Origin of the sequence: Acetobacter ascendens (genome assembly GCF_001766235.1) — a bacterium.
Lineage (GTDB): Bacteria > Pseudomonadota > Alphaproteobacteria > Acetobacterales > Acetobacteraceae > Acetobacter > Acetobacter ascendens.
On record NZ_CP015164.1, the window covers coordinates 1,386,147 to 1,412,300 of the forward strand.

A 26,154-nucleotide genomic window follows, 5' to 3' on the forward strand; every position below is an offset into this window, starting at 1 on the left:
CGTCTTCTTCATCATTACGGAATGTTCTGAGTATAATTGGAATGTTCTGAGTATAATTATTGTACACACAACAGCCGGGTGGGAGAGCTTAAGATGACCAGATCCGAGCTGATTACAGCCCTGATGCAGAAAAATCCGCATCTTCAGCTGAAAGAAGCAACACGACTTGTAAATATTGTATTTGGCACCATTACTAGCAGCCTTGCGGAAGGCAGCCGCGTAGAATTACGTGGGTTTGGTGCATTTTCTGTAAAAGAGCGTGACCCACGCATTGGCCGCAACCCCAAAACAGGGGGGCAGGTTCAGGTTGGCAAAAAGCTCGTTCCCTTTTTTAAAACAGGCAAAGAACTCCACCAGCGCCTGAACAAGCCTGTTACTGGCAACAAGCGCTCACGGTCATCAGTCTGACTGTTGCGTTATAAAGCTCTGCGCCAAGCGTAAGTCTTCTACAAAGCGTGCGTATTCACGCGCTTTCGCCTCTTCATTCGGCAGACGCAGTAAGTAGGATGGGTGAACCGTTACCAACCCGGAGCACTGCTCATCTAACTGGAAAATGCGAGAGCGCTCGCGCGAAATAGTAACAGGCCGCTTGAGAAGACTCTGTGCTGCTGTAACACCCAGCATAACAATCAGTTTGGGGTGTACCAGCCTACGCTCTGCATCCAGCCAGATTCGGCAGGCATCAACAGACTCCTGATCTGGCTTCTGGTGCAGACGTCTGTTGTTTCTCCAAGTGAAGCGGAAGTGCTTTACAGCGTTTGTCACGTAAACGTGGAGGGTTCTAAAAACCCCCTGGTTTTGAGGTCTTCTGTATGATTCTATTTCTTCTGCGTTGATTGAGGGAATGGCGATATGAAGCAGTCTGGTTTCTTTGATGTTGAAGAGCGTCTTGCCCGGCTGAGTGGGCTTGGCGATCAGCTCGAAGCGTTTTCCCGGACTGTGGATTTTGAAGCGTTCCGTCCTGATCTGGACAAGGCCCTGGCGTATTCCGATGGAAGCAAGGGCGGACGACCGCCATTTGATCCTGTGCTGATGTTCAAGATCCTGGTGATCCAGACGCTCAACAATTTGTCTGATGAGCGGACAGAGTATCTGATCAACGACCGCCTGTCGTTCATGCGCTTTCTGGGATTGGGGCTGTCGGACCGCGTGCCGGATGCCAAAACGGTCTGGCTGTGTCAAAAGCGTTTGACACAGGCGGGTGCCATTGAAAGGCTGTTTGACCGATTTGACGCGACCCTGCGTAACGCCGGGTATTTGCCGATGTCAGGCCAGATCCTGGATGCCACGCTGGTAGCGGCTCCGAAGCAGCGAACACCAATGCAGAGAAAGCGGATCTGCGAGCGGGCCGTATTCCTGAAGACTGGCAGGACAAACCCGCAAAGCTGTCGCACAAGGATCGTCATGCGCGCTGGACACTGAAGTTCACGAAGGCGAAGCGGCAGGATGATGGAACCATGCCATCCAGCGATCTCGCCATCCCGTTCTTTGGCTATAAATCGCATGTTTCCATCGATCGGAAATACCGGTTCATCCGAAAATGGAAGACGACGGATGCCGCTGCCAGTGATGGCGCGCGATTGAGAGAGGGGCTGTTAGATAAAACCAATACGGCCTCAAGCGTTTGGGCTGATACAGCTTATCGCTCAAAAGCGAATGAGGACTTCATGGACAAAGAGGGTTTTGTCTCAAAGGTTCACAGAAAAAAGCCGCATCTCAAGCCTATGCCCCGATATATCCAGAAATCAAATGCTGGAAAGTCCGTGATCCGATCACGTGTCGAGCATGTCTTTGCCGATCAGAAGTCACAGACGGGGCTGTTTGTCCGGACTGTCGGTATCAGTCGAGCCACCATGAGGATCGGGCTCGCCAATATCGTCTACAATATGCGCCGCCTCCTCTTCCTCGAAAGATTGAACGCGAGCGCATAGCCATCCAGCGAGAGACAACTCCCAATCTGCTCAAAACGCAGACTGGACGCCATCGCAAAAACCGTCAATCAAATCGCCAAAATCCAGAAATTACCGGCCAAGCACATCAATCAAGGGTTCTTCGATCCCTCCACGTGATTGCGTGAAATACCAGCCTCTTCCAGCGCTCTATCAAACACTTTCCCCGCTGGCCCCACAAATGGACGGCCCGCCAGATCTTCCTGATCTCCCGGCTGTTCTCCAACAAACATAAGGGGCGTATTTTCTACCCCTTCCCCAAAAACCGTGCGGTTGGCAGGTTGCCATAAGGAACACGCTCTACAGTCCATGGCCTCTGCTGCTAGAGATGCTAAGGAAGGCGCTTGAGCAACATCCTCTAACGTCGGCACCAACATTGTGTTGGGATACCCCAACCATATGCCCTGCCCATCTTTCTGCCACATCTCAGCAGATACATGCTCAGCTTCTGCCTCACCCGGCGCAAAATGCAGCTGGTTTCCATCCCACCACATCCGCCGATAAGGAGTGATAACCTCCCACGGTTGGGCATCTCGCTCTATGCAGAAGCGTCCATTGGCTTCCACAATATAATTCTGCGGCGTGTAATGCAGGCTTTTACTTTGGCGCTGAAAACTGAATGTCGAAAAAGCCAGACGAAACTGTTCGGTTTCTTGTTTAACGCTTTGCACAAGCTTCCGAAGCTGCTGGATATCTGGATCTTCCCGTAAATCTTCCATATCCAGCAAGTCGTGTGTAAAACGGTAAACAACACGATATAAAAGCTCAAAACGCTCTGGGGGGTGCGCTTGTAATGCCTCCAACACGGCCGTGACCAACTTGCGCGGAAGGTTAAGCGGCGCATCATTATCTGCGGAATCTGGCGCTTCCAATACCCAAGGTGTTTGCCCTTTGTCCGCAACACGCCAAGTTATACTCTCGGGGAGCACCTGCTTTTGCGTATAATGGCGCGTAGCAGCCCGCCATGTTGCCAGATCTACCTGATGTGCCAGAACAATCTCAACCATCTCCGGCTCCCCTTATTTTTTAATCCGTCAGGCGCGCTTACGGTTTAAACGTCTGCGCAGGCTGGCCAATACATCTGCCAAGTCCATAACACCCAGAACATGCAGCATACCGGCATAAAATATGCCCCCAGCCCCTACCATAACTGTCAGCCATATCAGCCGCATAAGAAAATGCGTCGGCAGCGGCAGCAAGGTTTCCATTCCAACAAGCAGCACCGCCATAACAGCGACACCCAGCCCTACTCGGCCAATACCACCCAATGTTTCTGGCGCAAGAAGCAGTGCATTTTTTTGCCGAAGTAAAAAAGCCAGCACAGCCACATTGATACAAGCAGCCAAACTACTCGCCAAAGGTGGCCCCATATGAACCAGCGGCTTCATGAACAGCAAATTGAGCACAAAATTAAGCAGCAGAACGCCAATACCAATATAAACCGGCGTACGCGTATCGCCCCGTGCAAAAAATGCCGGAGAAAGAACCTTCACCATCACAAAAGCGGGCAAACCAATAGCATAAGCCCGCAAGGATTGTGCTGAGAGCAATGCGTCATGCTCGGTGAACGATCCGTGCCCGAATAGCACAATCATGATCGGCCCAGCCAACACCAACAAACCAGCCACAGCCGGAAGTGTCAGCAACAGGACATATTCAATAGACCGGTTTTGTGCAGCATGAGCTGCATCTGTTTCTCCTGCAGCTAAATGGCGCGTAAGAACCGGCAAAAGCGTAGTACCCGCAGCAGCCCCTAAAACCCCTAAGGGCAACTGATTAATCCGGTCTGCAAAATACATAAGGGAAACACTGCCTGCGGGAAGCAGTGTGCCAATAATGGTATCAATGGTGAGGTTAATCTGCCCTACCCCGCTGCCGATAAGCCCCGGCACCATACGGCGCAGTAACAGGCGGATACGGGGTGTAAGGGCAGGCCACAAAGGCGTAAGGCCAAAATGCGCACGCTCACACGCCCAGAACAACAACCCCAGTTGCGCAACGCCTGATGCCGTTACCCCCCACGCCGCAGCGTAAGCAACATTTGGCAAAAAAGGAGATACCAGCAGAATGGCTGCAATACCCACCACATTGAAAGCCAAGTATGCAGCCGAGGCCACACCAAACCTATGTAAGCCGTTAAGAACACCCGCCAGCAAAGCCGCTGCGCAAATCAACACCAGATAAGGAAAGGTGATACGGCTTAAGCTGACCGCCAGGGCGTATCTATCTCCACTCTGTAAAAAGCCGGGAGCAATAACCTTAAGAACCTGCGGCATAAAAATTTCGCCCAGCACACATAAAAACAGCAGCCAGACCAGCATGACGCCTAATGCTCTGCGCGCAAAAAGCTGGGCTTCTTCTTTGCCTTCCCGTGTCAGCACAGAAGAAAACAAAGGCACAAATGCTGCGTTAAATGCTCCCTCTCCAAACAGGCGCCGAAACATGTTGGGCAGACGAAATGCAACTTGATAGGCATCCTGCAATGCCCCCGCCCCCATAAAGGCAGCCAGAAGCTGATCGCGAACAAGACCAAGAACACGGCTGAGCATTGTCCAGCCGCCAACGGTGAGGAAATTTTTGAGCATGACAGGATCAGTTCTTACTACGCCGCAGGAAACTGCGCGACACTAACGAAAGTGTCAGAAAAAGATACGGGAATATGATCCTTATGCGGCATATCTGGTTATGGCATAGGCACGACCGCCATAGCGCGATATGGTCTTATAATTAAGCTTATACTGGCCCCCAGCATACAAGATATGCTGAAGATAGAATGTTATTGCGGAACCCCCTGGGAGAACACACCGGAATATGCCCGATTCATTACCATCACAATTTCTTCCGGATTCACCACGCTGCTCTCTTATCAAACCAAGCCAGCGTTCTCGTCGGGGGCAGGAAATGGCGCGTACAGTTCTGGCGCTGTTTATTGTGGGAGTAGCCGTTTACACTATCCAAGGCTTTCTGCCCGCATTGGCGTGGGGAAGCGTTTTTGCCATTGCCACATGGCCGCTTTATACGCGCGCCTACAATAAATGGCCTCATGCAGCCTCTGGCACGCTTTTGCCCCTACTGTTTACGGCAGCCATGGCATTGCTATTTGTTATTCCACTTACGCTTGTAACGCTGGAAGCTGTAGGAGAAGCCCAGAGCGCGCTAGGATGGGTATCTCACGCCCGTGAGTATGGGGTGCCTGTACCCGATGCCATTCACCGCCTACCTTTTGGTAGCGCCGCCATAAGCAAATGGTGGGAAGCACATCTTTCAGACCCGCGTGATCTTTCTGGCATGTTGGGTAATTTGGATAGCAAAGGTGTGGCAGTTACGCGCGCGGTAGGTTCGCAGGTTGCGCATCGTGCCACATTGTTCTGCTTTTCCATCCTCACCCTGTTTTTTCTTTATAAAGATGGGCTTTCCATTATTCGCCAGTGCCGCGTAGTTTCATGCCGCGCTTTTGGTAAACGTGGAGAAAGCGTTGGCCGCCAGATTGTTGCTTCTATTCACGGCTCTGTTCAGGGGCTGGTGCTGGTAGGTATTGGGGAAGGTCTGCTGCTAGGCATTGTCTATGTATTTGCCCATGCACCACACCCCGCTCTATTCGGTGTAATTACAGCCGTAGCAGCCATGATTCCTTTTTGCGCCATGATAGCTGTCGGCTTAGTTTCCCTGCTTATTCTGGCGCAGGGCAGCTCCGTTGCTGCCATTACAACCTTTTGCATTGGCGCTGTGATTATTTTTACGGCTGACCATTTTATCCGCCCTGCCCTTATTGGCGGCAGCACCAAGCTGCCTTTCCTTTGGGTGCTTTTAGGTATTCTGGGCGGTGCAGAAACATGGGGCCTGATTGGCCTGTTTATTGGCCCGGCTGCTATGGCGGCGCTTAATCTGCTGTGGTGCCGGTGGGCATACGGAAACAACCCAAAAGCCAGTTAGGCTTTTGGGTTGTTCTGCAACACTGATTTTTCAGAGAAAATATCGGGCAGGCGGGATTCGAACCCACGACCCCCAGTCCCCCAGACTGATGCGCTACCAGACTGCGCTACTGCCCGTTAAGTGTGGAGTGGTGTTTAGCAGGAGGCTTTCTGCAACACAACCCACCCCTGACACAATTTTTTAAGAAACCAGCTTTTTACGGAACTCTTCCAGCTCCACCAGCACATCTGCCAGATCCTGACGGAGCTGATGGTTCTGTTCCACCAGTTCCGTCATATGCGGATGCGGCTCAACAGATGCAAATGTCACCACAGCGTCTGCCATTTCTGGTGACATATCTGCGGCACCCTGGATATCCTCAGCAACGGCTGTTGGCTCTGGCTCTGGCTCTGGCTCTGGCTCTGGCTCTGGCTCTGGCTCTGGCTCTGGCTCTGGCTCTGGCTCTGGCTCTGGCTCTGGCTCTGGCTCTGGCTCTGGCTCTGGCTCTGGCTGGATTGTGGATACATTATCATCCACAGCAACCACTTTTTCAGAAGAATTTTCTACAATTTTAGCTTCTTCTGGTGCAACTTCAGGTGGTTCAACAGCCTCTACGGCAGTTTCTGGCTGCTTTTTGGACCGATCTTGTTGAACTGTTTCTGGCGCAGAGGCTTCCGCGGCAGGCACGCCACCATTTTGTAGAATCCGCTGCACGCCCTTAACGGTATAACCCTGAGTGTAAAGCAAATCTGCAATATGGCGCAAAAGCTCTATATCAGCAGGCCGATAATACCGGCGGCCACCACCACGCTTTAATGGGCGCACCTGATGGAACTGTGTTTCCCACAACCGAAGCGTATGCTGCGGCACATGAAGTTCATCCGCTACTGCGCTGATTGTCCGAAACGCAAAAGGTCCTTTATCGGAAGGCACTGAATTCGTGCTTACATTTTCCGTTGCGGGAGGAGATGGCTCCCCCCCTGTTTCGGAAAAAGTCTGCGCTTCATCAGTCATGATCATGCTCCGCTTCTGCATCTAGCGTTTCGTGGTTTACTTCAGCGCGCAGAAGCTGACTCGGACGAAAGACCAAGACCGAACGCGGCAAAATCGGAACTTCCTCACCCGTTTTCGGATTACGGCCGCTCCGCTGGCCTTTTTTCCTAACCGAAAAAGTGCCAAATCCGCTGATTTTAACACTTTCGCCGCGTTCAAGAGCATCCATCACCGTCTCCAGAACATCTTCCAGAAGAACGGAGGATTCTTTACGAGACAGGCCAACCTGCTGATAGATCTGCTCTATCAAGGATGCACGAGTGACAGTTTCCATAAAAAATAAAGTAACACGCTTACACGCCGCGTCAATTCATTCACGCAGTTGTGCTTACAATATGTTCTAAAATTATAGCCTTACCAAAGCAGATCCCCATGTCAGGCCGCCACCCAAGGCTTCCATCAAAACCAGATCACCTTTTTGAATACGCCCATCGCGCACAGCCTCATCCAATGCCAAAGGCACAGATGCAGCCGATGTATTGGCATGCCGATCAACCGTTATCACCACCCGCTCAGCAGGCAGGTTCAGTTTTTTGGCAACGCCTTCGATAATACGGATATTGGCTTGATGCGGCACCAACCAATCTACATCTGCGTAAGAAAGACCTTCAGCTTCCAGCGCTTCATCTACAGAAGAAGAAAGCTTACCCACGGCATGGCGGAACACATCACGGCCGCTCATTTTCAGATGCCCGCTTTTGTCCGGCTGGCCTACAGCACCATCCACATACAACAGATCCCCTGCTGTACCATCGGAATGTAAATGCGTGGAAAGAATGCCGCGATCACCCGGCTCATCCGAAGCGGAGAGCACAACCGCACCAGCACCATCCCCAAACAGCACGCAGGTTGCACGGTCTTCCCAATCCATAATACGGGAATACACTTCAGAACCAATAACCAACGCGTTCCGAATCTGGCCGGAACGGATAAACGCATCTGCCGTAGAAAGAGCAAAAATAAAGCCAGAGCACGCAGCCGCAATATCAAAGCCAAAGCCCTGCTTCATACCCAATGCAGCCTGAATACGTACAGCCGTTGCTGGAAAAGCTTGATCTGGCGTAGCTGTTGCTACAAAAACCGCATCAATATCTTCAGCCGTCAGCCCCGCATAATCCAAGGCGCGCCGTGCGGCCTCTGCGCCCATGCTAGCTGCCGTATCATTCGGCCCAACAAGATGGCGGCGGGTGATACCTGTGCGGGTTTTGATCCATTCATCTGATGTTTCAAGACGTTCTGCCAGCTCTGCATTGCTGACAACCCGATCTGGCAGGAAACCGCCAAACCCTACCAGAAGCGAACGTTTCGCCATAAACCGTTCTTTCATTATCAGCCAACAGCATGCGGTAGCGACCCAACATGCCGCTACTGATCAGACAGTCTTGCACCAATCAGGAAACGGGAACCGCTGGCTCGCGCTCCTCCGCATTTTGCTGGGGAGAGAGAAGTGCACTCATATGGGAAAGACGATCACGAATACTGTCATTAAATCCGTGCGTCACCATATCCATTGCCACATCAACCGCTGCGGTAAAACCTTCTGCATCCGTGCCGCCGTGAGACTTAACAACCACACCATTCAGGCCTACAAAAACGGCCCCATTGTAACGGCGTGGATCAAGCCATTCTTTCATGCGTTCCAAGCCCGGACGCACAAGCAGATATCCAATTTTGGAAACAATACCACGCTTAAATACGCGCCGCAGGAGAGTGGTTGCCATTTTAAGCACCCCTTCCCCGGTTTTAAGCGCGACATTTCCGGTAAAACCATCAGTTACAACCACATCGGTTGTGCCTGCGGTAATATCATGCCCTTCCACAAACCCGTGGAACTGCGAAGCCAAAGGGCTTTCTCGCAGGGCTTCTGCTGCTACACGCAGCTTTTCATCACCCTTCAGCTCTTCCGAACCGATATTGAGCAACCCGATAGAGGGTGCAGGCAGCCCCAACACGGCCTTGGCAAAAGCTTCGCCCATTACGGCAAACTCTACAAGGTTGCGCCAGTCACACGCCACATTTGCACCCAAATCCAGCATAACCACATCACCCTTGATAGTCGGGCTGATGGCCGCCATGGCCGGACGGGAAATACCCGGAAGGGTTTTGACAACAATTTTGGCCAAAGCCAGCATGGCGCCGCTGTTACCAGCAGAAACCACACCACGGGCGCGGCCACTTGCCACGGCATCCATGGCAAGGCGCATGGACGATTGCCGCATCCGCAAAGCAGATGTTGGCTTCATATCCATTGGGATAGACTGATCCGTATGCCAGATGGTGCATATGGATGCAGCCTTAGGGTACTTTGCCAGCAAAGGCCGCAACTGGGCTTCATCCCCCAGCAGCAGCACCTTGATGCCTCGGTGCCGTTCAGCGGCGGCGGCGAGCCCGGCCACAACAACTTCCGGAGCCCCATCACCTCCCATTCCATCCACGGCAAGGCTGAACACCTCGTCCTGTTCAGAAAGGGAATTATCTGGAATCTCGGTCTTGTTCATGCCTGCTTCTCTGCCATACCGCAGATGCCTTGCTCCCACAGAACGCGCATCACGCTGTAATGCGCGCTTTACCGCAAACCCACGCTATTAAGCGCGGACAGCAACCTTAAGTGCCTTACCAGAAGCAACCACTTCACGACCATCGTAATGGCCACAATGGCTGCACACATGGTGCGGGCGCTTCAGTTCGCCACAGTTAGAGCATTCAGCAAAAGCTTCCACGTTCAGAGCTTCATGGCTGCGACGCATGCCACGACGTGAAGGCGAGGTTTTCTTCTTGGGTACAGCCATGAGCCCGAGCCCCCTCTTGAAAAACGGTTTAAAAACGCCTGGCAGCGTGGTTTTTCACCCTACCAGACAACAACACAGGTTTATCACCAGACTGAGCCGGGGCCTCTAGCAGACAGCAAGCATTTTCGCAAGCAATCCAGAAAGAAAACCGTAGCGCGCCTAGATCAGGCCTTCCCCGGTTTTAGCCAAGAGAGGGCTGCAAAGGGGTTCTGCTTTTCATCCTGCTCCCCTTCTTCCAGAAGCTTCTCTGCCTCTTCCTCACTCAGAACAAGACCCTCTGGTAGATCAATTTCTGGCGCATGTGGGTATGGGTCTAGATCAAGCGCAAACTGCTCTACAGCGGCTTCGCCCAGATCTATGTCCTGCCCTTCATACGGGATTTCATCAATAGCATCCAGATCTGGCTCATCCGGCTCTACAAACCATTCAGAAGGCACAAGCCGAACGTTGAATGCTCCTGCCAGAACATCCTCAAAGTTTTCAAGGCTCACAACGCAGGTCTGCGTATAATGAACAGCCAGCGCCCCTTCTGCCTCTACTACACTGTGTCTGTCCGCCTTAAGCAGATATCGACACCGGAAAAGTGTAATTTTTGGCAAACCAAGGCGACGGGCAATCGCTGCACATTCCTGCTCTGTGGCTTCCACCGTCACTGAAGTTTGCTGCCCTCCGATTCGGCGCAATGCCATTGGGCGGGAAAATTCTGGTTTTTCAGACATGGCAGCCTCCTGAGCTGGCAGAGGAAGATCGTTTACAGGTGCGCATACACTTACGGGTACAAACCCACCTGCAACGCTTTTTCTAATTGGGGCTTTTTGAAGGAAAGCTAAAGGGGGTAAAGTGCAAAAACGAACGGAAAAAACCATTCTGTAATTGACGCTTCGTATCAGTTTGAGGCATCCGACTGTTACATGGCCGCGATGTGCAGATGCCTTAAATGTTATACTTAGGGAAGCCCCAACCGAATGAAGCAGCCACGCCAGAACAAAATATCACGCCTGCGGAATACCTGCGGCGCGTTGGCGGCAGTGATAGCACTTTCTGGCTGTGCCGTATTTGGGCCAACCCCCACGCTGCGTGGTTCCCTAATTGAAGCGGATGATTATAACCAGCTTATCCCCGGCGCCAGCACACGGGCCGATGCGCTGGATTTGCTAGGCTCCCCCACCACCAAGGGAGCATTTGATGACAACACATGGATTTATATTTCCATGAGCACATATCTGATTCCCATGGATTTTCCCGGAATCGGTAAGCAGCAGGTTGTGGTGCTGAAGTTTGATGATGCAGGCAACCTTCAGAGCCTTCGCACACTGAACAAAAAAGATTCCCGCTCTGTGGCTATGATCAACAGCATCACCCCTACGCCGGGCACAAAAATCAACATCCTGCAGCAGATTCTGGGGAACGTGGGCCGCTACAACCCCATGCAAAACATGATGGGCGCTGGTTCGGCTGGCGGTGGCGCTGGTGGTATGGGCATGAACAATCAGGGCCCAGGCCACTTTGGTTCCGGCAACTCTTTGTAACCACCAATGGGTCTAGCGCGGCAGGAACAGCCTGACGCGCAGACCACCCATTGGAGAATCCAGCAATTCCATCTCGCCGCCATGCGCACGCACGATATCGCGTGAGATTGTCAGCCCCAGTCCAGTTCCGCCCCCACGCCCGCTCTCAAAAGCTCGTAGAACGCTATCACGGCGCTCCGGGGGGATACTTGGCCCATCATCATCTACCATCACCACAACGCCATCTGATCGGCCTTGAGCGCTTAAATTGATATGCTTCGCATAGCGTCGGGCATTATCCACCAAATTGGTTAATGCGCGCCGCATGGCATCTGGGCGCATATGCACCCGCAACCCTGGCGCCACACGCACCGAGAAAACATGCGCGCCAGCTCGCCGGGCCGCAGCAGCCACGTCTTCCAAAAAGGGTTCTATTTCGGTTTCCGCAACATTTTCGGCCCCTTCCCCACGTGCAAAGGCCAAGTAACTGGCAATCATGTGCTCCATTTCAGCCACGTCACCAATCATATCCTCAACATCGGGTTGAATATCTTCTGCACGCACCATGCCGGTACGGGGCATCATGTCCAAAGAAAGACGCAGGCGTGTTAGTGGCGTGCGCAAATCATGCGATACCCCCGCCAGAACTCCCGTACGCTGTGATACAAAGCGATAAATCCGGTCTTGCATGCGGTTAAAGGCCACAGCCGCTTTGCGCACTTCCTGCGCCCCTGCTGGACGAATAGGGCCAATATCACGCCCAAGTCCAAACTGCTCTGCCGCATGAGCCAGACGCCGAATAGCTCGCACCTGATTGCGCATAAACAGGCTGGCAATCACAAACAGCAGCAAAGAACTGCCAACCGCCCATGCCACAAACAGCCAGATCTGCCCCATATCCAGCCGCTTACGAGGCGCTTCTACATCCAGCACACCATCTGGCAACTGAATGGAAATTTTGACTGTATGGGGGTCTTCTCGCCAGTTTACGAAAAAAGGGTAGCTAATAGAGGCACGCAGCGCACGGGCCAGATCTTCATCCATAGGGCCCAACACGTGGGTAGAACCAAAACGCCTAAGCCGTGCATTGGAGTGCCACGATTCCACCAACTGCAAATGTTGCTGGGCCTGCTCTACAAACCACTGCCTGTCTGCCGGTTTTTTCAAACGCTCCAAGGCATTTAATGAGAGGACAATTTCTGATGTAACCGAATCTGAAAGACGGCGCGAGGCAACCTGTAGAAAATTTCCGTAAAACACTTCTAGCGCGATACCTTGCGTGATTAGCAAAGGGATCAACACAATCAGCAAAGACCGCGCCAGAAGTGAGCGTGGAAGTACGCGCCGCATGGATTTTTCCACCCTGCGTGACTTCCAGAATGAGGATGGAAAAAGTTTTAGCCCGCTGCGCCGCATGGTTTATGTCTTACAGCCCCGGTTTGAGCACATACCCACGCCCACGAATGGTATGCAGGTATCGTGGCTCTTTGGGGTCAGGCTCAATACGCCGCCTTAGGCGCGTCACCTGAACGTCAACGGCGCGCTCTCCAATTTCTGCCATGTCCAGCGCCTTGGCAATTTCCTCGCGCGAGAACACATCATTGGGCCTGCGTGCCAATACGGAAAGCAGAGCAGCCTCCCCTCCCGTAAGATGAATGGTGCCATTGGGGCCGCTTAGAATAAGCCGAACGGGATCAAATTCTTTGTCCCCCAACCGCACGATACGCAGATTATCCGTTGCCGGAGCAGGTTGATGCCGCCGCAAATGTGCTTTCAGGCGCAAAAGCAGTTCGCGTGGCTCAAAAGGTTTCCCGAGATAATCGTCAGCACCGGCTTCCAGCCCCGTAATGCGGTCTGCTGGCTCTCCGCGTGCTGTAAGAAGCAGGATCGGAAGTTCCTGCCCTTCATCACGGAGAGCGCGTGTCAATTCCAAGCCGTTTTCACCCGGCATGGTTACATCCAACACCATGGCATCTGGCTGAATGCCTTCTAGTGTCTGCCGTGCTTCTGCTGCGCTAGCCGCCACGCTTACCCGAAAACCATGCTCAAACAGATAGCGTTGCAGCAGCCGCCGCAACCGCGGATCATCATCCACCACAATAACATGCGGGGCGACATCTTCTTCCACACTCTCGCGCTCATGCTCCATGCCGCCCTCCTTTTTTGCCTGCTGCATCTTCATTCAATACAGACCGACTCTGCTCGGATAACATTCCACGCATTACGCGCCGAAACCCCTCCACGGCTGCGCCTCCTGCCTCCCGATACGCAGCCACAAGGCGCTGGCGCACAACAGCAAACAGTCTGGCCTCTGCTGCTTTGCCTGCCGGGCTTAAAAAAAGCAGACGTTGGCGCCTGTCCTGACGGCCTGGTTGGCTTTCCAGATACTGCCTTGCTTCTAGCTCATGCATGGTGCGGCCAAGACTTTGTTTTGTCACCCCCAACACAGCCTGAAGGCGACTAACAGGAATACCGGGGCTAAACGCCAAAACCTGCAACACCCGATAATGCGCGTGGCCCAAGCCATCTTCTTCCAGAACTGGCTCAACGGCCTGCGCCATATCGCGCGATGCCAGAAACATAAGGGTTTGCGCCAGACGCAACTGTTCTTCCCGCAGAAAGAGCAGATCTGCCCCTGCCGTTTCATGAGGTAAGGACATAGGTGTTTAGGCTCCCCGCAAAAGGCTTTTAGGCCCGCGCCATAAAGGGAAAACCACCCATACGGGCTTTGATGCGCCCAATGCGCAGAACATCTGCCAGACGCCTATCAACAAAGGCTGCCAAAGCGGCTTCATTATCGCCACGCGCCAGCCAGTACAACAGCACAGAGGTATACACACCGCCCAAGCTCAGGCGCTTGGTCACGTAAGTTAGCCCCGAGGAATCATCCTGTGCAGCCTGCCAGATGGTATTGATGGTGCGCATCATGCTCCGGCGCAGTGCTTTTCCCTCACATGGAGCCAGCAAAACAGAGAGACCTTTACGCGTGGCTGAACGGACAGACGCATCCACTGGAAGCCGATACAGCAGTGCTTGCCGCACACGCTGGCTTAAGCGAGGCTCTTCTTCCGTATTCCACATGGCTTCCAGCATATCTCTGTCACATAGATCGAACCATGCTTCCACAAGCTCTGCACTGCCACCCGGAAACAATAAATCAGCATCTGGGCCTGCCACTCGCAGCAGCACATCTATGCCCCATCCGCGCTCTCCAGCCACAGCAGCCATCTTGCGCAGGATCTCATCCCGCGCTGGGTCACGCTCCAAAGGCGCAGGCATAATGCCAGCAGCCAAAGTTGCCACTGCCAATGAGATAGCCTGACTTATCTTACCTGCACCCATGCTCATGCCCTACGCCCCATACCGTGTGATTTCTTTTGCAAACCCAAATTTGCTCATATCGGTCATCCGCATGGGATAGAGGATTCCATCCAGATGATCCATTTCGTGCTGCATGACATGTGCCCGAAAACCTGTGGCCATGCCTTCAACCTTCTGCCCATGCTGATCAAACCCGGCATACCATATCCGCTTGTATCGCGGCACTTCCCCTCGCAGATCAGGCAGGGAAAGGCAGCCTTCCGCCCGTAGCAGCTTTTCATCATCAACCGGCGTTAAAACCGGGTTGATCAAAACCTGAACAGGCAAAGGCGGATCATCCTCCCCTTCACTCCGGGCAAGCGGCACGCTGTAAATAAAAAGCCTTTGGGAAACAAAAACCTGCGGAGCCGCCAACCCTACACCACCGCTTTCTTCCAGAGTTTCGCGCATATCCGCTATCAGGCGCTGAATATCTGGGGCTGTGGGGTCTGGCACCTCCTGCGCGGGCTGCCTTAAAACCGGGTGCCCCATGCGGGCTATTGCAAGAACTGCCATTTTTCACCCCATTTCTATGAAGGTTGCACAATAAAAGCACTCAGAAGTGCATTTTAAACACGAAAGAACAAATTGTATCTTGTCTAAAGGCCGTGTTATAGAGGCCGCCAACAAAGGAATCGGCGCCCCGCAAGGCCGCGACGGTTCCGGTTCCGTATAATCTACAAAAAGCCGGGTTACCCGGATTTTTCTGAAACAGGGGTTAGAGACCAAGTGCACGTTCTCGTCCGTGACAACAATGTCGATCAGGCTCTTAAAGCGCTCAAGAAGAAAATGCAGCGTGAAGGAATCTTCCGTGAAATGAAGCTGCGTCGGCACTACGAAAAGCCGTCTGAGCGCAAGGCCCGTGAAGCGGCAGAAGCCGTGCGCCGTGCTCGTAAGATGGAACGTAAGCGTCTGGAACGCGAAGGCTTCTAAGCTTTTCCATCCTTCTATCCAAAAAAGGCCGGCATCCTACGGATGTTCCGGCCTTTTTTGTGTCTACTCTGCTTCATAACTTCCTGCCCATAAAAAAAAGCCGCCCCACCTCAAGTGGAACGGTCTTTTAACTTATAGCTTACGAAGAACGTTACTTCTGGAGTTTATCCAGCTCCCGCACAATGGCTTCACCCATAACGGATGTGCCAACACGGGCCATGCCTTCGCTCATGATGTCTGCTGTGCGCAAACCGCTTTCCAGAACGTTGGAAACCGCCTGCTCAATCATATTTGCTTCTTCCTGCTTGTTCAGGGAGTAACGAAGCAACATGGCAAAAGACAGAATTTGCGCAATTGGGTTTGCAATGCCCTGCCCGGCAATATCCGGCGCACTGCCATGAATAGGCTCATACAGCGCAGGGAATTTGCCATTTTCGCGTACAGCACCCAGCGTTGCAGAAGGCAGCATACCCAAGCTGCCTGTCAGCATGGATGCAAGATCAGACAGCAGATCACCAAACAGATTGCCGGTAACAATTACATCAAACTGACGCGGGTTACGCACCATCTGCATGGCGCAGTTATCGGCCAGCATGTGAGAGAGTTCTACATCCGGGAATTCTTTGGCATGCACATCTGTCACCACTTCCTTCCACAGAAGACCGCTTTCCATGACATTGCATTTTTCAACAGAACACACACGGTTAGACCGTTTGCGTGCCAGATCAAACGCCACACGCGCTACACGTTCAATTTCGGAGGTGGTGTAAACTTCTGTATTCACACCGCGCTTACTGCCATCCGGCAGGGTTTCAATACCGCGCGGGTTGCCAAAATAGATACCCCCCACTGTTTCACGCACGATCATAATATCCAGACCGCGCACCACATCCGGCTTAAGCGTGCTGGCATCTACCAGTGCATCAAACACTTTGGCGGGGCGTAGGTTGGCAAACAGCCCCAGTTCCTGCCGCAGCTTAAGAATGGCCACTTCCGGGCGCTTTTCAAACCCAACATGTGCCCACTTCGGATCACCTACTGAGCCAAACAGCACTGCATCCGCAGCCCATGCCTTCTCGATCACTTCATCACGGATAGGCTCACCGTATTCTGCCAGCGAAGCGCCACCGACCACATCTTCCGTAATATCGAAGGACAGACCACGACGGCTTTCCAGCCATGAAATAACGTGCCGGACTTCCCGCATGATTTCGGGGCCAATACCGTCACCCGGCAGAACAAGAAGTTTTATGGCTGTGTTCTGTTCAGTCATCATGCAGCTCCAGAATAATCAATCAATATGAATGGAAGGCATCCAGGGTTTTTCCCGGTTTTCCCGGTTTTCATACCCTTCGATATTTGTTTCATGCTGAAGTGTCTGGCCAATATCATCCAAACCTTCCAGCAACATATGCTTGCGGAACGGATCGATTTCAAAAGACACTTCCTGCCCATCAGGCCGCACAATAACCTGCCGGGGCAGATCAACCGTAAGGCGGGCATTGCTGCCCATGCTGGCATCTGCCATCAGCTCATCGCAAATTCCGCGCGGCAGACGGATCGGCAAAATGCCGTTCTTGAAGCAGTTATTGAAGAAGATATCTGCAAAAGAAGGCGCAATCACGCACCGGATACCAAAATCCAGCAGCGCCCAAGGCGCATGCTCGCGCGAGGAACCGCAGCCCAGATTATCATAGGTAATCAGGATTTCAGCTTTGCGCCATGGTTCCTTGTTCAGCACAAAATCCGGATTTTCTTTGCCATCGGGCAAATAGCGCATGGCATCAAAGGCATTTTTACCCAAACCTGTGCGCTGCGTGGTTTTAAGAAACCGTGCCGGAATAATTTTGTCTGTATCAATGTTGGCTTCTGGCAAAGCCGCCGCAATAGCCGACAGGGTTGTAAACTTTTCCATTATGCCAGCTCCCTTACATCAGTCAGGCACCCCGTCACAGCCGCAGCAGCAGCCATGGCAGGAGACACCAAATGCGTACGACCGCCCGGCCCCTGACGTCCTTCAAAATTACGGTTGGATGTAGAAGCGCAGCGCTGGCCCGGTGTCAGCCGATCCGGATTCATACCAAGGCACATGGAGCACCCAGCCTCACGCCATTCAAAGCCGGCATCCAGAAAAATCTGGTCCAGACCTTCTTCTTCCGCCTGCCGCTTTACGTTGCCCGAACCCGGCACAATCATGGCGCGCACGCCTTCAGCTACCTTACGACCAGCAGCTACCTGCGCTGCGGCACGCAAATCTTCAATACGGCTGTTGGTGCAAGACCCAATAAAAACAACATCAACCGGTGTGCCAGCAATTTTCTGCCCGGCTTCCAGCCCCATGTAGTCCAGCATACGCTGCATTTGGGTGCGCTTGGCTTCGTCTGTTTCATCAGCAGGGTTAGGCACGGTGGCCGTAATGGGCAGCACTGTTTCTGGGCTGGTGCCCCATGTCAGGCTGGGGCTGATATCTTCTGCCCGCAGCGTCACTTCCTTATCGAAATGCGCACCTTCATCAGAAGCCAGTGTTTTCCAATAGGCTACGGCCTTGTCAAACTCTTCACCTTTAGGGGCAAAGGGGCGGCCACGCACATATTCAAACGTGGTTTCATCTGGCGCAACCATGCCTGCACGCGCACCGGCCTCAATCGCCATGTTGCACAGCGTCATGCGGCCAGCCATGTCCAGCCCACGAATAGCGGAACCTGCAAATTCGATTACATGCCCTGTGCCACCTGCCGTGCCAATATGCCCGATAATAGCCAGCATGATATCTTTGGCAGAAACGCCAGCACCAAGCGCGCCATCTACCGTAACACGCATGTTTTTGGCCGGACGCTGCAGAATGGTCTGCGTGGCCATAACATGCTCAACTTCCGACGTGCCAATACCGAAAGCCAGCGAACCCAGTGCACCATGCGTAGAGGTATGGGAATCCCCGCACACAATAGTCATGCCAGGCAGAGAGATCCCCTGCTCTGGCCCAACAACGTGCACAATACCCTGATTGGCAGAAAGCAGCGGGAAATACGGAACCCCGAATTCCTTAACATTGCGTTCCAGCGTTTCAATCTGGTTGCGGCTATCGGCTTCTTCAATCGGCTGGGTACGGTCAGACGTAGGCACATTGTGGTCAACCACAGCCACGGTCTTTTCCGGGTGGCGCAGTTTACGCCCCGCCAGACGCAAGCCTTCAAACGCCTGCGGACTGGTGACTTCGTGCACAAGGTGCCGGTCAATATAAAGAATAGAGGTGCCGTCGGGCAGAGTTTCAACGACGTGATCATCCCAGATCTTGTCGAACAACGTACGCGGGCCCATGCCCTCCTCCTTTATATTTCTTACGCTACGAGCATCAGCTCACCTATTGGGCCAATGCTGTTGCGGTATGGCTATATATCAAAAAGACCCGACTGACATAGGCCAGCCGGGTTTAAAAAACCATATCAGACCGCAGTAAACGGTTATATGGTTTTAGCTGGCTGCCGGAGCAACCACTTCACGCGGGCGTTCTGCAATACGAGCAGACTTACCGCTGCGGCCACGCAAGTAGTACAGTTTTGCACGACGCACTTTACCACGACGCACAACCTTGATTTCTGCCACCGTAGGTGCGTACAGCGGGAACACACGTTCCACACCTTCACCATTGGAAATCTTACGCACGGTGAAGTTGCTGTTTAGGCCCTTGTTGGAACGGGCAATCACAACGCCTTCAAAAGCCTGCAGACGGGTACGTTCACCTTCCTGCACCTTAACGGAAACGCGCACCGTATCACCGGCTTCGAATTCCGGAACAGCGCGCTCTGCTGTCAGACGCTTAATTTCTGCAGCTTCATACTGCTGAATGATGTTCATGTCGGTATCCTTCCTCAAACCCCAAAATGGTCTGTCTGTGCGGCCCCGCCCACAGCTTCAGCCATGTTTCTTTCCTTGCGAGCCAGCCAGGCAGACCACAGATCCGGCCTTCTTTCCCGCGTTATTTCTTCTGCCTGCTTCTGCCTCCAGGCCGCGATGGCGGCATGATTGCCCGAAAGCAGGATTTCCGGCACAGCGCGCCCTTCCCACTCGGCAGGACGGGTATAGTGCGGATATTCAAGCAGCCCTTCGGAAAAACTTTCCTCTACACCACTTTCCTCACACCCCATCACGCCGGGTAGCAGGCGCACACACGCATCCAGCAACACCAGTGCGGCAGTTTCCCCACCCGAGAGAATATAATCTCCGATAGATACCTGCTCAACGCCATGCGCTTGCAGCACACGTTCGTCCACACCTTCAAACCGACCACACAGCAACAATACCCCAGAACCAGCCGCATAACGCCGCACATCCTGCTGCGTTAACGGGCGCCCGCGGGGTGTAAGATACACACGCGGCACATCTGATGGTGCCTGAGAGGCAGCAAAAGCGGCATCCACCACATCTGGGCGGATAACCATGCCAGCACCACCACCAAACGGTGTATCATCTACTGCACGATGCCGGCCCAGACCATGCTGCCGCAGATCTTCTGTCCGACATGTCCACAAGCCTTTTTCCAGCGCTCGCCCTGCAAGGGAAAGCCCCAGTGGGCCCGGAAACATTTCAGGAAACAGCGTGAGCACAGTGGCCTGCCAGTTCATGGCTGTACCTCTGTTTTCTGCCGTTTACCAACGCCGCGTCCTTCTTCGCCCGAAACCTCTTCGGGGCGCACCACAGTGATTATCCGTTGTTCCAGATGAACCTGCGGCACACAGGCCTGAGTAAATGGAACAAGGGAACCATCACTCAGTTCCAGACTGGCGCCAGCTCCATAATCATGCACCATCACAACACGACCAAGAGAAAGACCGTTTTCAAATGCTTCCATGCCAATCAGATCAGCATGGTAGAATTCTTCTTCCTCAGGTTCAGGCAAAGCCGTGCGCGGCACATACAGGCGAGTGTTCACCAATGCCTGCGCGGCATCACGATCAGCCAGCGGCGTGCCATTGGCATCCCGCAATTCAGCCACGCTATCCGCCCCACGCCAACTGAGGAACCATTTACGGCCCTTATCGTCCTGCAATGCCCCAGACTGCTCCAGCGTTTGTGGGTTTTCCGCATAAGTGCGCACATGCACAAGGCCGCGCACACCATGCGGTTTACCAACAACGCCCATCAGAATGAGGTTTGAGCACATGATAGTTTCAGGCTTTAGGCAGCAGCGGCTTCGACAGCTTTAGCGGCTTCAGCAGCGCGTGCCTGTGCCTTCTTCTTCGGAGCAGACTTTTTAGGCTGTTCACGATAAGCGGGCTTAGGTGTCAGACCTGCGTTACCAAGGAAGCGTGCCACGCGATCTGTTGGCTGAGCGCCTTCAGACAGCCAATGCTTGATGCGTTCTTCCGTCAGACGCACGCGTTCTGCGTGATCAGACGGCAGCATTGGATTGTAAGCGCCAACCTTTTCAATGAAACGGCCATCACGCGGGCTGCGGCTATCTGCCACAACGATGTGGTAGTACGGACGCTTCTTGGCACCTGCGCGGGCAAGACGAATTTTAAGACTCATTCGGAGTTACTCCAGACCCAAAAATAAAAAACCCGAAAAACTGCTTCTAGAAATAGACCGCCTTAGCGGAAAGGATTGCCACCAGGTCCACCCGGCGGCCCTCCCCCTCCCATTCCTTTCGGCATGAGCGCGGACATTCCCTGGCGCATGAGACCTTTCAAGCCCAGTTTGTTGAAGCGCTTCATCATGGAGGACATCATATCAAACTGCTTGAGCAGCTTGTTAACATCCTGAACTGTAGATCCAGACCCGGCAGCAATACGCTTTTTGCGCGATGCCTTGATAATGGCAGGCTTTTTGCGCTCTGCCTTGGTCATGGAAGAAATAATGGCAAGGTGCTTTTTTAGGATCGAGGTATCAAGATCCTTGTCCCCCAAAGCTTCCTTAACTTTACCCATACCCGGCAGCATACCCAGAATACCGGAAATAGAACCCAGTTTGTTGATCTGGCGGATCTGGGATGCATAGTCATCCAGATCGAACTTGCCCGCCATCATCTTCTGGGCGAGGCGCTCACCTTCTTCCTGATCAAGCGTATCGGCGGCTTTCTCAACAAGCCCGGCAATATCACCCAAACCAAGAATACGGCCTGCCACACGTTCTGGATAAAACTCATCCAGCCCGTCCAGCTTTTCACCCGTACCAATCAGCTTGATGGGGGCACCGGTAATGGCACGCATGGAAAGCGCTGCACCACCGCGGGAATCACCATCCATCCGGGTCATCACAACGCCGGTTACACCCACGGCCTCATTAAAGGCTTTGGCGGTATTTACGGCATCCTGCCCGGTCATGGCATCTACAACCAGCAGGGTTTCTGCCGGATGTGTGACATCACGAATCTGCCGCACCTCGTCCATCAACGCTTCGTCTATGGAAAGACGACCGGCGGTATCGAGGATAACGACATCGTAACCTTCAAGCCGCCCTGTATCGAGGGCACGCTTGGCAATTTCTACAGGTGTCTGCCCAGCCACAATCGGCAGGGACGTAACGCCAACCTGCTCCGCTAACTGTGCAAGCTGCAACTGTGCTGCGGGGCGCTGCGTATCCAGAGAAGCAAGCAGAACCTTTTTACGTTCACGCGTTTTAAGGCGAAGGGCCAACTTACCAGAGGTAGTGGTTTTACCAGACCCCTGCAAACCAACCATCAAAACGGGAACAGGTGGGGTGGAATTTAGATTAAGGGGAACAGCCCCTGCACCGCCAAGAGCATCAATAAGTGCATCATTGACGATTTTAGCGACAGCCTGACCGGGAGAAATGCTTTCCAGCACTTCATGCCCAACGGCACGTTCCTTAACTTTGTTAACGAAGTCTTTAACAACAGGCAGCGCAACGTCGGCGTCCAGCATAGCCAAACGGACTTCCCGCATTGCCTCCAGAACATCGGCTTCAGACAGCGCTCCCTGTTTAGCGAGGCCATCAAAAACGCCGGAAAGCTTGCCTGAAAGAGCTTCGAACAAAAGTATCACACCCCATAACAAGACGCGCCACTGCGCGAACACTCGCGGAGTGGCGGGCCTGATTTGTTGCAGGGGTTACGGGATACCCCTGCGAGAGTCAAGAACCTTCTGGTGGTTTACTTGCCAGATTTGTCTGCATCAGCCGCCGGGGTCGGATGCTCAACAGCATGAAGCTGATCCAGCAGATCATGAATCTTAACCTGACGCGCATGAATCTGGGCCAGCTGATCAGTTGTCAGCACATCATGGATACGGGAAGCTGTTTCCAGATGCTGAGATTCACGCTGGGCGCGCAGGGTAGCCATTTCCTGCTGCAGCGTTGCAACCTTGTCTTTATCCACCGGGCCGGGGGATGTCAGAGCATCTTCAATCTGGCGGTGGATTTTGTCGAAATCACCACGGAGATCCTGAGCCTGATCCTGACGGTGTGCTTCCTGCAGAATGGTCTGGATCTGCTTGCGCTGCTTTTTGGTGAGATCAATGCCATCCAGAGCATTCAGCCCTGCACCCGGAATGCCGGGGCCAAAGCCATTTCCATTAAATCCGTTACCCGGTTCTGCATGCGCGCTTACGCCTGCAACAGAAACACCTGCAGCCACAATTGCTGCCAGAAGGGTCTTTTTGATTTTCATAATATCTATGCTCCTTAAAGCTTGAACTGCTTCATACTTGGGGAAGATTCCAAACTTGCCAAGGGTTACGCCGCATATAAATCCTTGGGTATGCGGGTTGACATCAGGCCGTAGGCTTGCCTGCCAATTCCAGAAAACGGGCTGCATCGGCCACTTCCCGCTGTATACCGGCAATACGGTCCGTTATTTCCGTATCCTCACCCCACACAGCCATCTGCATACGTTCATCCAGCGTTGCACTAGCTACCAGCTCATCTACCGAACCAGCACCATTTACCAGCGCCAAACCCAATACAAGGCTCCCCAATGCTGGCACGGAAACAGCAAGCACGGCCAATTCCGCTGGGTTCAGCTTTTCCATGGCATTGTAGAGCTTCTGTAAAGACTCTTCGGGCTGCACAATCGGCATCACACCAGATGATGTGTGCAGAGTGACTTCATATTGCTTATGCAGCCACTCCAGCCACGGATCCCATTCCTTACGTTGGGCCTGTGCCAGCTTGCCTTCCCCCGGCTCCCGATAGCACAGCAGATCACTGCCCGCATAAGCCAGAAGGCTACGCAAAACCCCTTCCCGCTCTGCAGGAATACGCTCGATCATGGAGCCCGCAATGCCTGTAAGTGGCAAATCAGCAGGTGAAAAACGACCATCTGCATTTTGCCCAGCAGCCTGCCATTCTGCCGCTAGCGCATCCGCCAATGCGCGAGATTTCACACATAACGGAGTCTTACGTGGCAAACGAATGCTGCGCCCATCAAGCTGCACGGCAAACCCCTGCTCTTCCGGCACAACGTTTGCCTGCTTCCAGAACCGTTTGCGGCCAACAGGCGCATTGCCTGAAACATTATGTTCGGTAGATGCCATTTTCATTGGAACAGCCCCAAGCCACGCAACATGTTCATGACCTTTCCTTCCTTACCCGCTTTTTTCTGCGGTGCATCTGGCCCCGCCACGCCCTCACGCGCGGCAGAAAGCATGGAGGGGCAGTTATCTCCCTCTCCATCATTTCCGCCAATGCTTATGCCGTATCGGCCTTCATAGGCCGGGTCCATACGCGGCTTAGGGTCTGACACTGTGCCTGTAACCGCAACATCGGAAGAAGCCGAAGCTCCACCCAACAACACGCGAGGAGACAGATGCATATCCAGCGTCTGAGAGCCCAGCCCCACAGTGCCGTGCCCATGCAGAACCAGAAACGGTGTTTCCAGCCCCAGCATATCAATATTGGCGTTACCCTGCGCAAACTGCATATGGCTGCCAAAGCACCTTACGGGCATTTTGCCTTTAACAGGCACCTGCGGCCCCAAAAGCGTGCGAATAGCAGCACCACTTACGCTGCCATCCACAACCGAAACCCCAAGATGCCCGTCCAGGTTGTTGCGTCGTTCTTCTGGTGTTTCCCCTTGCGTGGAAACCGCGCCCACAAGCTGCACTTTACCAGAAAGAGATGAAGAAAGGCCAAGCCAGCGCTCAACAACAGGCAATGGCAAAAAGACAGGATGCGCTGCCAATTCAATCTGAGGCAAGGCGCCTGCCACGTCATACACCAAGCGTCCGGCCTGCTGGAAACCATTGCCTTCTGCCTGCACGGGCTCAAGTGTCAGCCTGCTGTTTTGCAATGTGGCATGCGTGCTAACATGCGCCCATGTCACGCCCTGCCAGTTTACGCTCTGTGCCTGTATATCCATGGCACCTCGTGCGCTACGCAGCACATCTGGCGCAGCGTGATGCCTTACAATAGATGCCGTATCGGCAATATCTATGTGACCATCCACTTTGAGATCATTGGCCGCGGGCAGATCACCACCCGGCACTACGTGTGCAAGCTGACCGTGCACATCCAGTGCAGAAGCTCCAGCGCTTAAGGTGCCTGTGCCGTGTATGCTGGATTCACCCTGCGTGAGCGTTAAATCCACCGGCACAATCTGCTGCGCAACGTGTTCGGGCGCAGCCAACTGCTGCATTGTTCCTACCGTGCCACGCAGGCTCAATACCTGCGCACCAACCTGACCATCAATCTGAGCCGTTACAGGGTCTGTGGGGCCAGCCGTATCTATTACCACCCGAGTTAATGCGGCCTGTGGCAGCCATGCACCTACATCCACATTTTCAGCACGCACGTGCAGGCTTTGCGGCGCAGGCTGCGCACCTTGCCCGCCAACAGCCATATCTACAGATACGTTCCGGCCATCAGGTAAATTTGCATGTGGGAAAAAGACATTCAGATCACGCAGTTGCGCAACAGAACCACCAATCTGCAACGCATAGACTTTTTGGCCCTGCGGATCTGTGATGGACCCATCTATATGCGCCATCCCGGCAGGATGACCATTAACGGTAAGGGAAATTCTCAGCTGCATTGGCAACTGGGCAGACATTGGCAACAAAGGCCCTGTTTGCCCTGTAAGCGCTAACTGCCCAACTCCTTTACGCAGCTTTATGTCAAAGTCAGGTGCGTTACCTGAAAGCCCCTTAACCTTACCCTCGGCAACCTGAAACGCGCCAGAACGATGATGCACTGCATCATGCCAAGCAACCTGTGCCTGCGTGAGTGATAGATCTGAAACCGTCAGATTCCAGTGCATTTTACCGGAGCTGGAAGACGAAGAGCCACTACTGCTCTGGCGCTCCTGCGGTGTGAAGTGCCAGTCTGCCCGCCCATCTGCCAGCCGTCGCAACTGCATCTGCGGGCTGATAAGGCTGACATCTTCAAACGCAATGCGATGAGAAAACAGTGGCAACAATGCCAGTCGGGCACGCACTTGCCCGATATCCAGCATGTTCACGCCATCTTCCGCCACGCTGGAAAGTTTTACATCCTTTGCTTCCACCCACGGAAAAGGCAGAATCCACACATGCAACTGGCCGATGGTCAGGTGGCGGCCTGTGCTGCTTTCCACTGCATCGGCCAACCGTGTTTTAAGCCAGTCTGCATCCTGCGTGGCAGATACAATCATGGCACCGCCCAGCGCCAGAACAGCGGCCCCCGCCAGCAGGCCGATTTTCCATTTCAGACGCATGT

At 53.5% G+C, this 26,154-nt stretch carries 28 protein-coding genes, 1 tRNA gene and 2 pseudogenes; 5 read left to right on the plus strand and 26 right to left on the minus strand.

Annotated elements, in window-relative coordinates; translation table 11 throughout:
• Positions 1-93 precede the first annotated feature (93 nt).
• Entirely contained in the window at positions 94-408 is a 315-nt protein-coding gene (locus A4S02_RS06675) for an integration host factor subunit beta (RefSeq protein WP_070323313.1), read from the plus strand.
• On the opposite strand, the pseudogene A4S02_RS06680 reads toward A4S02_RS06675, so the two are convergent.
• A pseudogene (locus A4S02_RS06680) lies at positions 400-774 on the minus strand (uracil-DNA glycosylase family protein); the annotation flags it as partial. The gene A4S02_RS06675 and the pseudogene A4S02_RS06680 overlap by 9 nt on opposite strands.
• Before the next feature lie 78 nt (positions 775-852).
• Between A4S02_RS06680 and A4S02_RS06685 the strand changes: the two are divergent.
• Positions 853-1,931 (plus strand): annotated as a pseudogene (locus tag A4S02_RS06685) (IS5 family transposase).
• Between the two features lie 110 nt (positions 1,932-2,041).
• Here the strand turns inward: A4S02_RS06685 and A4S02_RS06690 are convergent.
• Both A4S02_RS06690 and murJ read right to left on the minus strand, forming a co-directional pair.
• On the minus strand, positions 2,042-2,956 hold the full coding sequence (locus tag A4S02_RS06690; protein WP_228142492.1) for a uracil-DNA glycosylase family protein: 915 nt from the start codon (positions 2,954-2,956) through the stop codon (positions 2,042-2,044).
• A 27-nt stretch (positions 2,957-2,983) separates the two neighbouring features.
• Positions 2,984-4,534 carry a murein biosynthesis integral membrane protein MurJ gene (gene murJ, locus A4S02_RS06695; RefSeq protein ID WP_070323315.1) on the minus strand — a complete coding sequence of 517 codons (1,551 nt, stop codon included), beginning with the start codon at positions 4,532-4,534 and terminating at the stop codon, positions 2,984-2,986.
• 316 nt (positions 4,535-4,850) lie between these two features.
• Here murJ and A4S02_RS06700 point away from each other — a divergent pair, with 316 nt between their 5' ends.
• Positions 4,851-5,882: an AI-2E family transporter gene (locus A4S02_RS06700; RefSeq protein ID WP_228142493.1), complete on the plus strand. Its 1,032-nt coding sequence runs from the start codon at positions 4,851-4,853 to the stop codon at positions 5,880-5,882.
• Between the two features lie 42 nt (positions 5,883-5,924).
• Here the strand turns inward: A4S02_RS06700 and A4S02_RS06705 are convergent.
• The 7 genes from A4S02_RS06705 to A4S02_RS06735 all read right to left on the minus strand — a co-directional run bounded on the left by A4S02_RS06705 (position 5,925) and on the right by A4S02_RS06735 (position 10,422).
• Positions 5,925-5,998: transfer RNA gene (locus A4S02_RS06705), tRNA-Pro, on the minus strand.
• 64 nt (positions 5,999-6,062) lie between these two features.
• On the minus strand, positions 6,063-6,875 hold the full coding sequence (locus A4S02_RS06710) for a MerR family transcriptional regulator (protein WP_070324203.1): 813 nt from the start codon (positions 6,873-6,875) through the stop codon (positions 6,063-6,065).
• Positions 6,868-7,188 (minus strand): integration host factor subunit alpha, encoded by a 321-nt coding sequence (locus A4S02_RS06715; protein ID WP_003623929.1) that lies wholly within the window; start codon positions 7,186-7,188, stop codon positions 6,868-6,870. The genes A4S02_RS06710 and A4S02_RS06715 overlap by 8 nt, the downstream gene beginning before the upstream one ends.
• Positions 7,189-7,260: 72 nt before the next feature.
• Positions 7,261-8,241, minus strand: a complete 981-nt coding sequence (locus A4S02_RS06720) for a beta-ketoacyl-ACP synthase III (protein ID WP_070323317.1) — start codon at positions 8,239-8,241, stop codon at positions 7,261-7,263.
• Between the two features lie 64 nt (positions 8,242-8,305).
• Positions 8,306-9,412, minus strand: a complete 1,107-nt coding sequence (gene plsX, locus A4S02_RS06725) for a phosphate acyltransferase PlsX (RefSeq protein WP_019088341.1) — start codon at positions 9,410-9,412, stop codon at positions 8,306-8,308.
• A gap of 87 nt (positions 9,413-9,499) precedes the next feature.
• Complete coding sequence (gene rpmF, locus A4S02_RS06730; RefSeq protein ID WP_006116507.1) at positions 9,500-9,703, minus strand: 50S ribosomal protein L32; 204 nt, start codon at positions 9,701-9,703, stop codon at positions 9,500-9,502.
• Between the two features lie 164 nt (positions 9,704-9,867).
• Positions 9,868-10,422, minus strand: coding sequence for a DUF177 domain-containing protein (locus A4S02_RS06735; protein WP_070323318.1), 555 nt, complete (start codon positions 10,420-10,422; stop codon positions 9,868-9,870).
• A gap of 246 nt (positions 10,423-10,668) precedes the next feature.
• On the opposite strand from A4S02_RS06735, the gene A4S02_RS06740 reads away from it, so the two are divergent.
• Positions 10,669-11,232: an outer membrane protein assembly factor BamE gene (locus A4S02_RS06740; RefSeq protein ID WP_070323319.1), complete on the plus strand. Its 564-nt coding sequence runs from the start codon at positions 10,669-10,671 to the stop codon at positions 11,230-11,232.
• Positions 11,233-11,244: 12 nt separating this feature from the next.
• On the opposite strand, the gene A4S02_RS06745 is transcribed toward A4S02_RS06740, so the two are convergent.
• Genes A4S02_RS06745 through def form a run of 5 tightly spaced genes read right to left on the minus strand, consistent with a single transcriptional unit; the run spans position 11,245 to position 15,087 of the window.
• On the minus strand, positions 11,245-12,627 hold the full coding sequence (locus A4S02_RS06745; protein ID WP_019088337.1) for an ATP-binding protein: 1,383 nt from the start codon (positions 12,625-12,627) through the stop codon (positions 11,245-11,247).
• Between the two features lie 10 nt (positions 12,628-12,637).
• Complete coding sequence (locus tag A4S02_RS06750) at positions 12,638-13,360, minus strand: response regulator (protein ID WP_003623943.1); 723 nt, start codon at positions 13,358-13,360, stop codon at positions 12,638-12,640.
• Entirely contained in the window at positions 13,350-13,871 is a 522-nt protein-coding gene (locus A4S02_RS06755) for a MarR family winged helix-turn-helix transcriptional regulator (protein ID WP_019088336.1), read from the minus strand. The genes A4S02_RS06750 and A4S02_RS06755 overlap by 11 nt, the downstream gene beginning before the upstream one ends.
• 28 nt (positions 13,872-13,899) lie before the next feature.
• On the minus strand, positions 13,900-14,559 hold the full coding sequence (locus A4S02_RS06760; RefSeq protein ID WP_019088335.1) for a ubiquinone biosynthesis protein COQ9: 660 nt from the start codon (positions 14,557-14,559) through the stop codon (positions 13,900-13,902).
• Between the two features lie 3 nt (positions 14,560-14,562).
• On the minus strand, positions 14,563-15,087 hold the full coding sequence (gene def, locus A4S02_RS06765; RefSeq protein WP_019088334.1) for a peptide deformylase: 525 nt from the start codon (positions 15,085-15,087) through the stop codon (positions 14,563-14,565).
• A gap of 213 nt (positions 15,088-15,300) precedes the next feature.
• Here def and rpsU point away from each other — a divergent pair, with 213 nt between their 5' ends.
• Positions 15,301-15,504, plus strand: coding sequence for a 30S ribosomal protein S21 (rpsU, locus tag A4S02_RS06770; RefSeq protein WP_019088333.1), 204 nt, complete (start codon positions 15,301-15,303; stop codon positions 15,502-15,504).
• A gap of 151 nt (positions 15,505-15,655) precedes the next feature.
• On the opposite strand, the gene leuB is transcribed toward rpsU, so the two are convergent.
• From leuB to A4S02_RS06825, 11 genes are all read right to left on the minus strand, one after another.
• On the minus strand, positions 15,656-16,780 hold the full coding sequence (gene leuB, locus A4S02_RS15515; protein ID WP_019088332.1) for a 3-isopropylmalate dehydrogenase: 1,125 nt from the start codon (positions 16,778-16,780) through the stop codon (positions 15,656-15,658).
• A gap of 15 nt (positions 16,781-16,795) precedes the next feature.
• Positions 16,796-17,419: a 3-isopropylmalate dehydratase small subunit gene (gene leuD / locus A4S02_RS15520; RefSeq protein WP_070323320.1), complete on the minus strand. Its 624-nt coding sequence runs from the start codon at positions 17,417-17,419 to the stop codon at positions 16,796-16,798.
• A complete protein-coding gene (gene leuC, locus A4S02_RS06785) occupies positions 17,419-18,822 on the minus strand; it encodes a 3-isopropylmalate dehydratase large subunit (protein ID WP_070323321.1) in 1,404 nt (467 codons plus the stop codon). Before leuC ends, leuD begins: the two co-directional genes overlap by 1 nt.
• Positions 18,823-18,975: 153 nt before the next feature.
• A complete protein-coding gene (gene rplS, locus A4S02_RS06790; RefSeq protein WP_003623953.1) occupies positions 18,976-19,359 on the minus strand; it encodes a 50S ribosomal protein L19 in 384 nt (127 codons plus the stop codon).
• Positions 19,360-19,373: 14 nt separating this feature from the next.
• Positions 19,374-20,126, minus strand: coding sequence for a tRNA (guanosine(37)-N1)-methyltransferase TrmD (gene trmD, locus A4S02_RS06795; RefSeq protein ID WP_070323322.1), 753 nt, complete (start codon positions 20,124-20,126; stop codon positions 19,374-19,376).
• The gene (gene rimM / locus A4S02_RS06800) at positions 20,123-20,665 is read right to left on the minus strand and encodes a ribosome maturation factor RimM (RefSeq protein WP_070323323.1); all 543 of its coding nucleotides are present in this window, start codon (positions 20,663-20,665) and stop codon (positions 20,123-20,125) included. The genes trmD and rimM overlap by 4 nt, the downstream gene beginning before the upstream one ends.
• Positions 20,666-20,679: 14 nt before the next feature.
• Positions 20,680-21,033: a 30S ribosomal protein S16 gene (rpsP, locus tag A4S02_RS06805; protein WP_070323324.1), complete on the minus strand. Its 354-nt coding sequence runs from the start codon at positions 21,031-21,033 to the stop codon at positions 20,680-20,682.
• 62 nt (positions 21,034-21,095) lie between these two features.
• On the minus strand, positions 21,096-22,499 hold the full coding sequence (gene ffh, locus A4S02_RS06810; RefSeq protein ID WP_026019258.1) for a signal recognition particle protein: 1,404 nt from the start codon (positions 22,497-22,499) through the stop codon (positions 21,096-21,098).
• Between the two features lie 116 nt (positions 22,500-22,615).
• Positions 22,616-23,131, minus strand: coding sequence for a Spy/CpxP family protein refolding chaperone (locus A4S02_RS06815; RefSeq protein WP_070323325.1), 516 nt, complete (start codon positions 23,129-23,131; stop codon positions 22,616-22,618).
• Positions 23,132-23,234: 103 nt separating this feature from the next.
• Complete coding sequence (locus A4S02_RS06820) at positions 23,235-24,002, minus strand: ATP12 family chaperone protein (RefSeq protein ID WP_019088324.1); 768 nt, start codon at positions 24,000-24,002, stop codon at positions 23,235-23,237.
• Complete coding sequence (locus A4S02_RS06825; protein WP_070323326.1) at positions 23,999-26,152, minus strand: AsmA family protein; 2,154 nt, start codon at positions 26,150-26,152, stop codon at positions 23,999-24,001. The genes A4S02_RS06820 and A4S02_RS06825 overlap by 4 nt, the downstream gene beginning before the upstream one ends.
• Between the last annotated feature and the right edge of the window lie 2 nt (positions 26,153-26,154).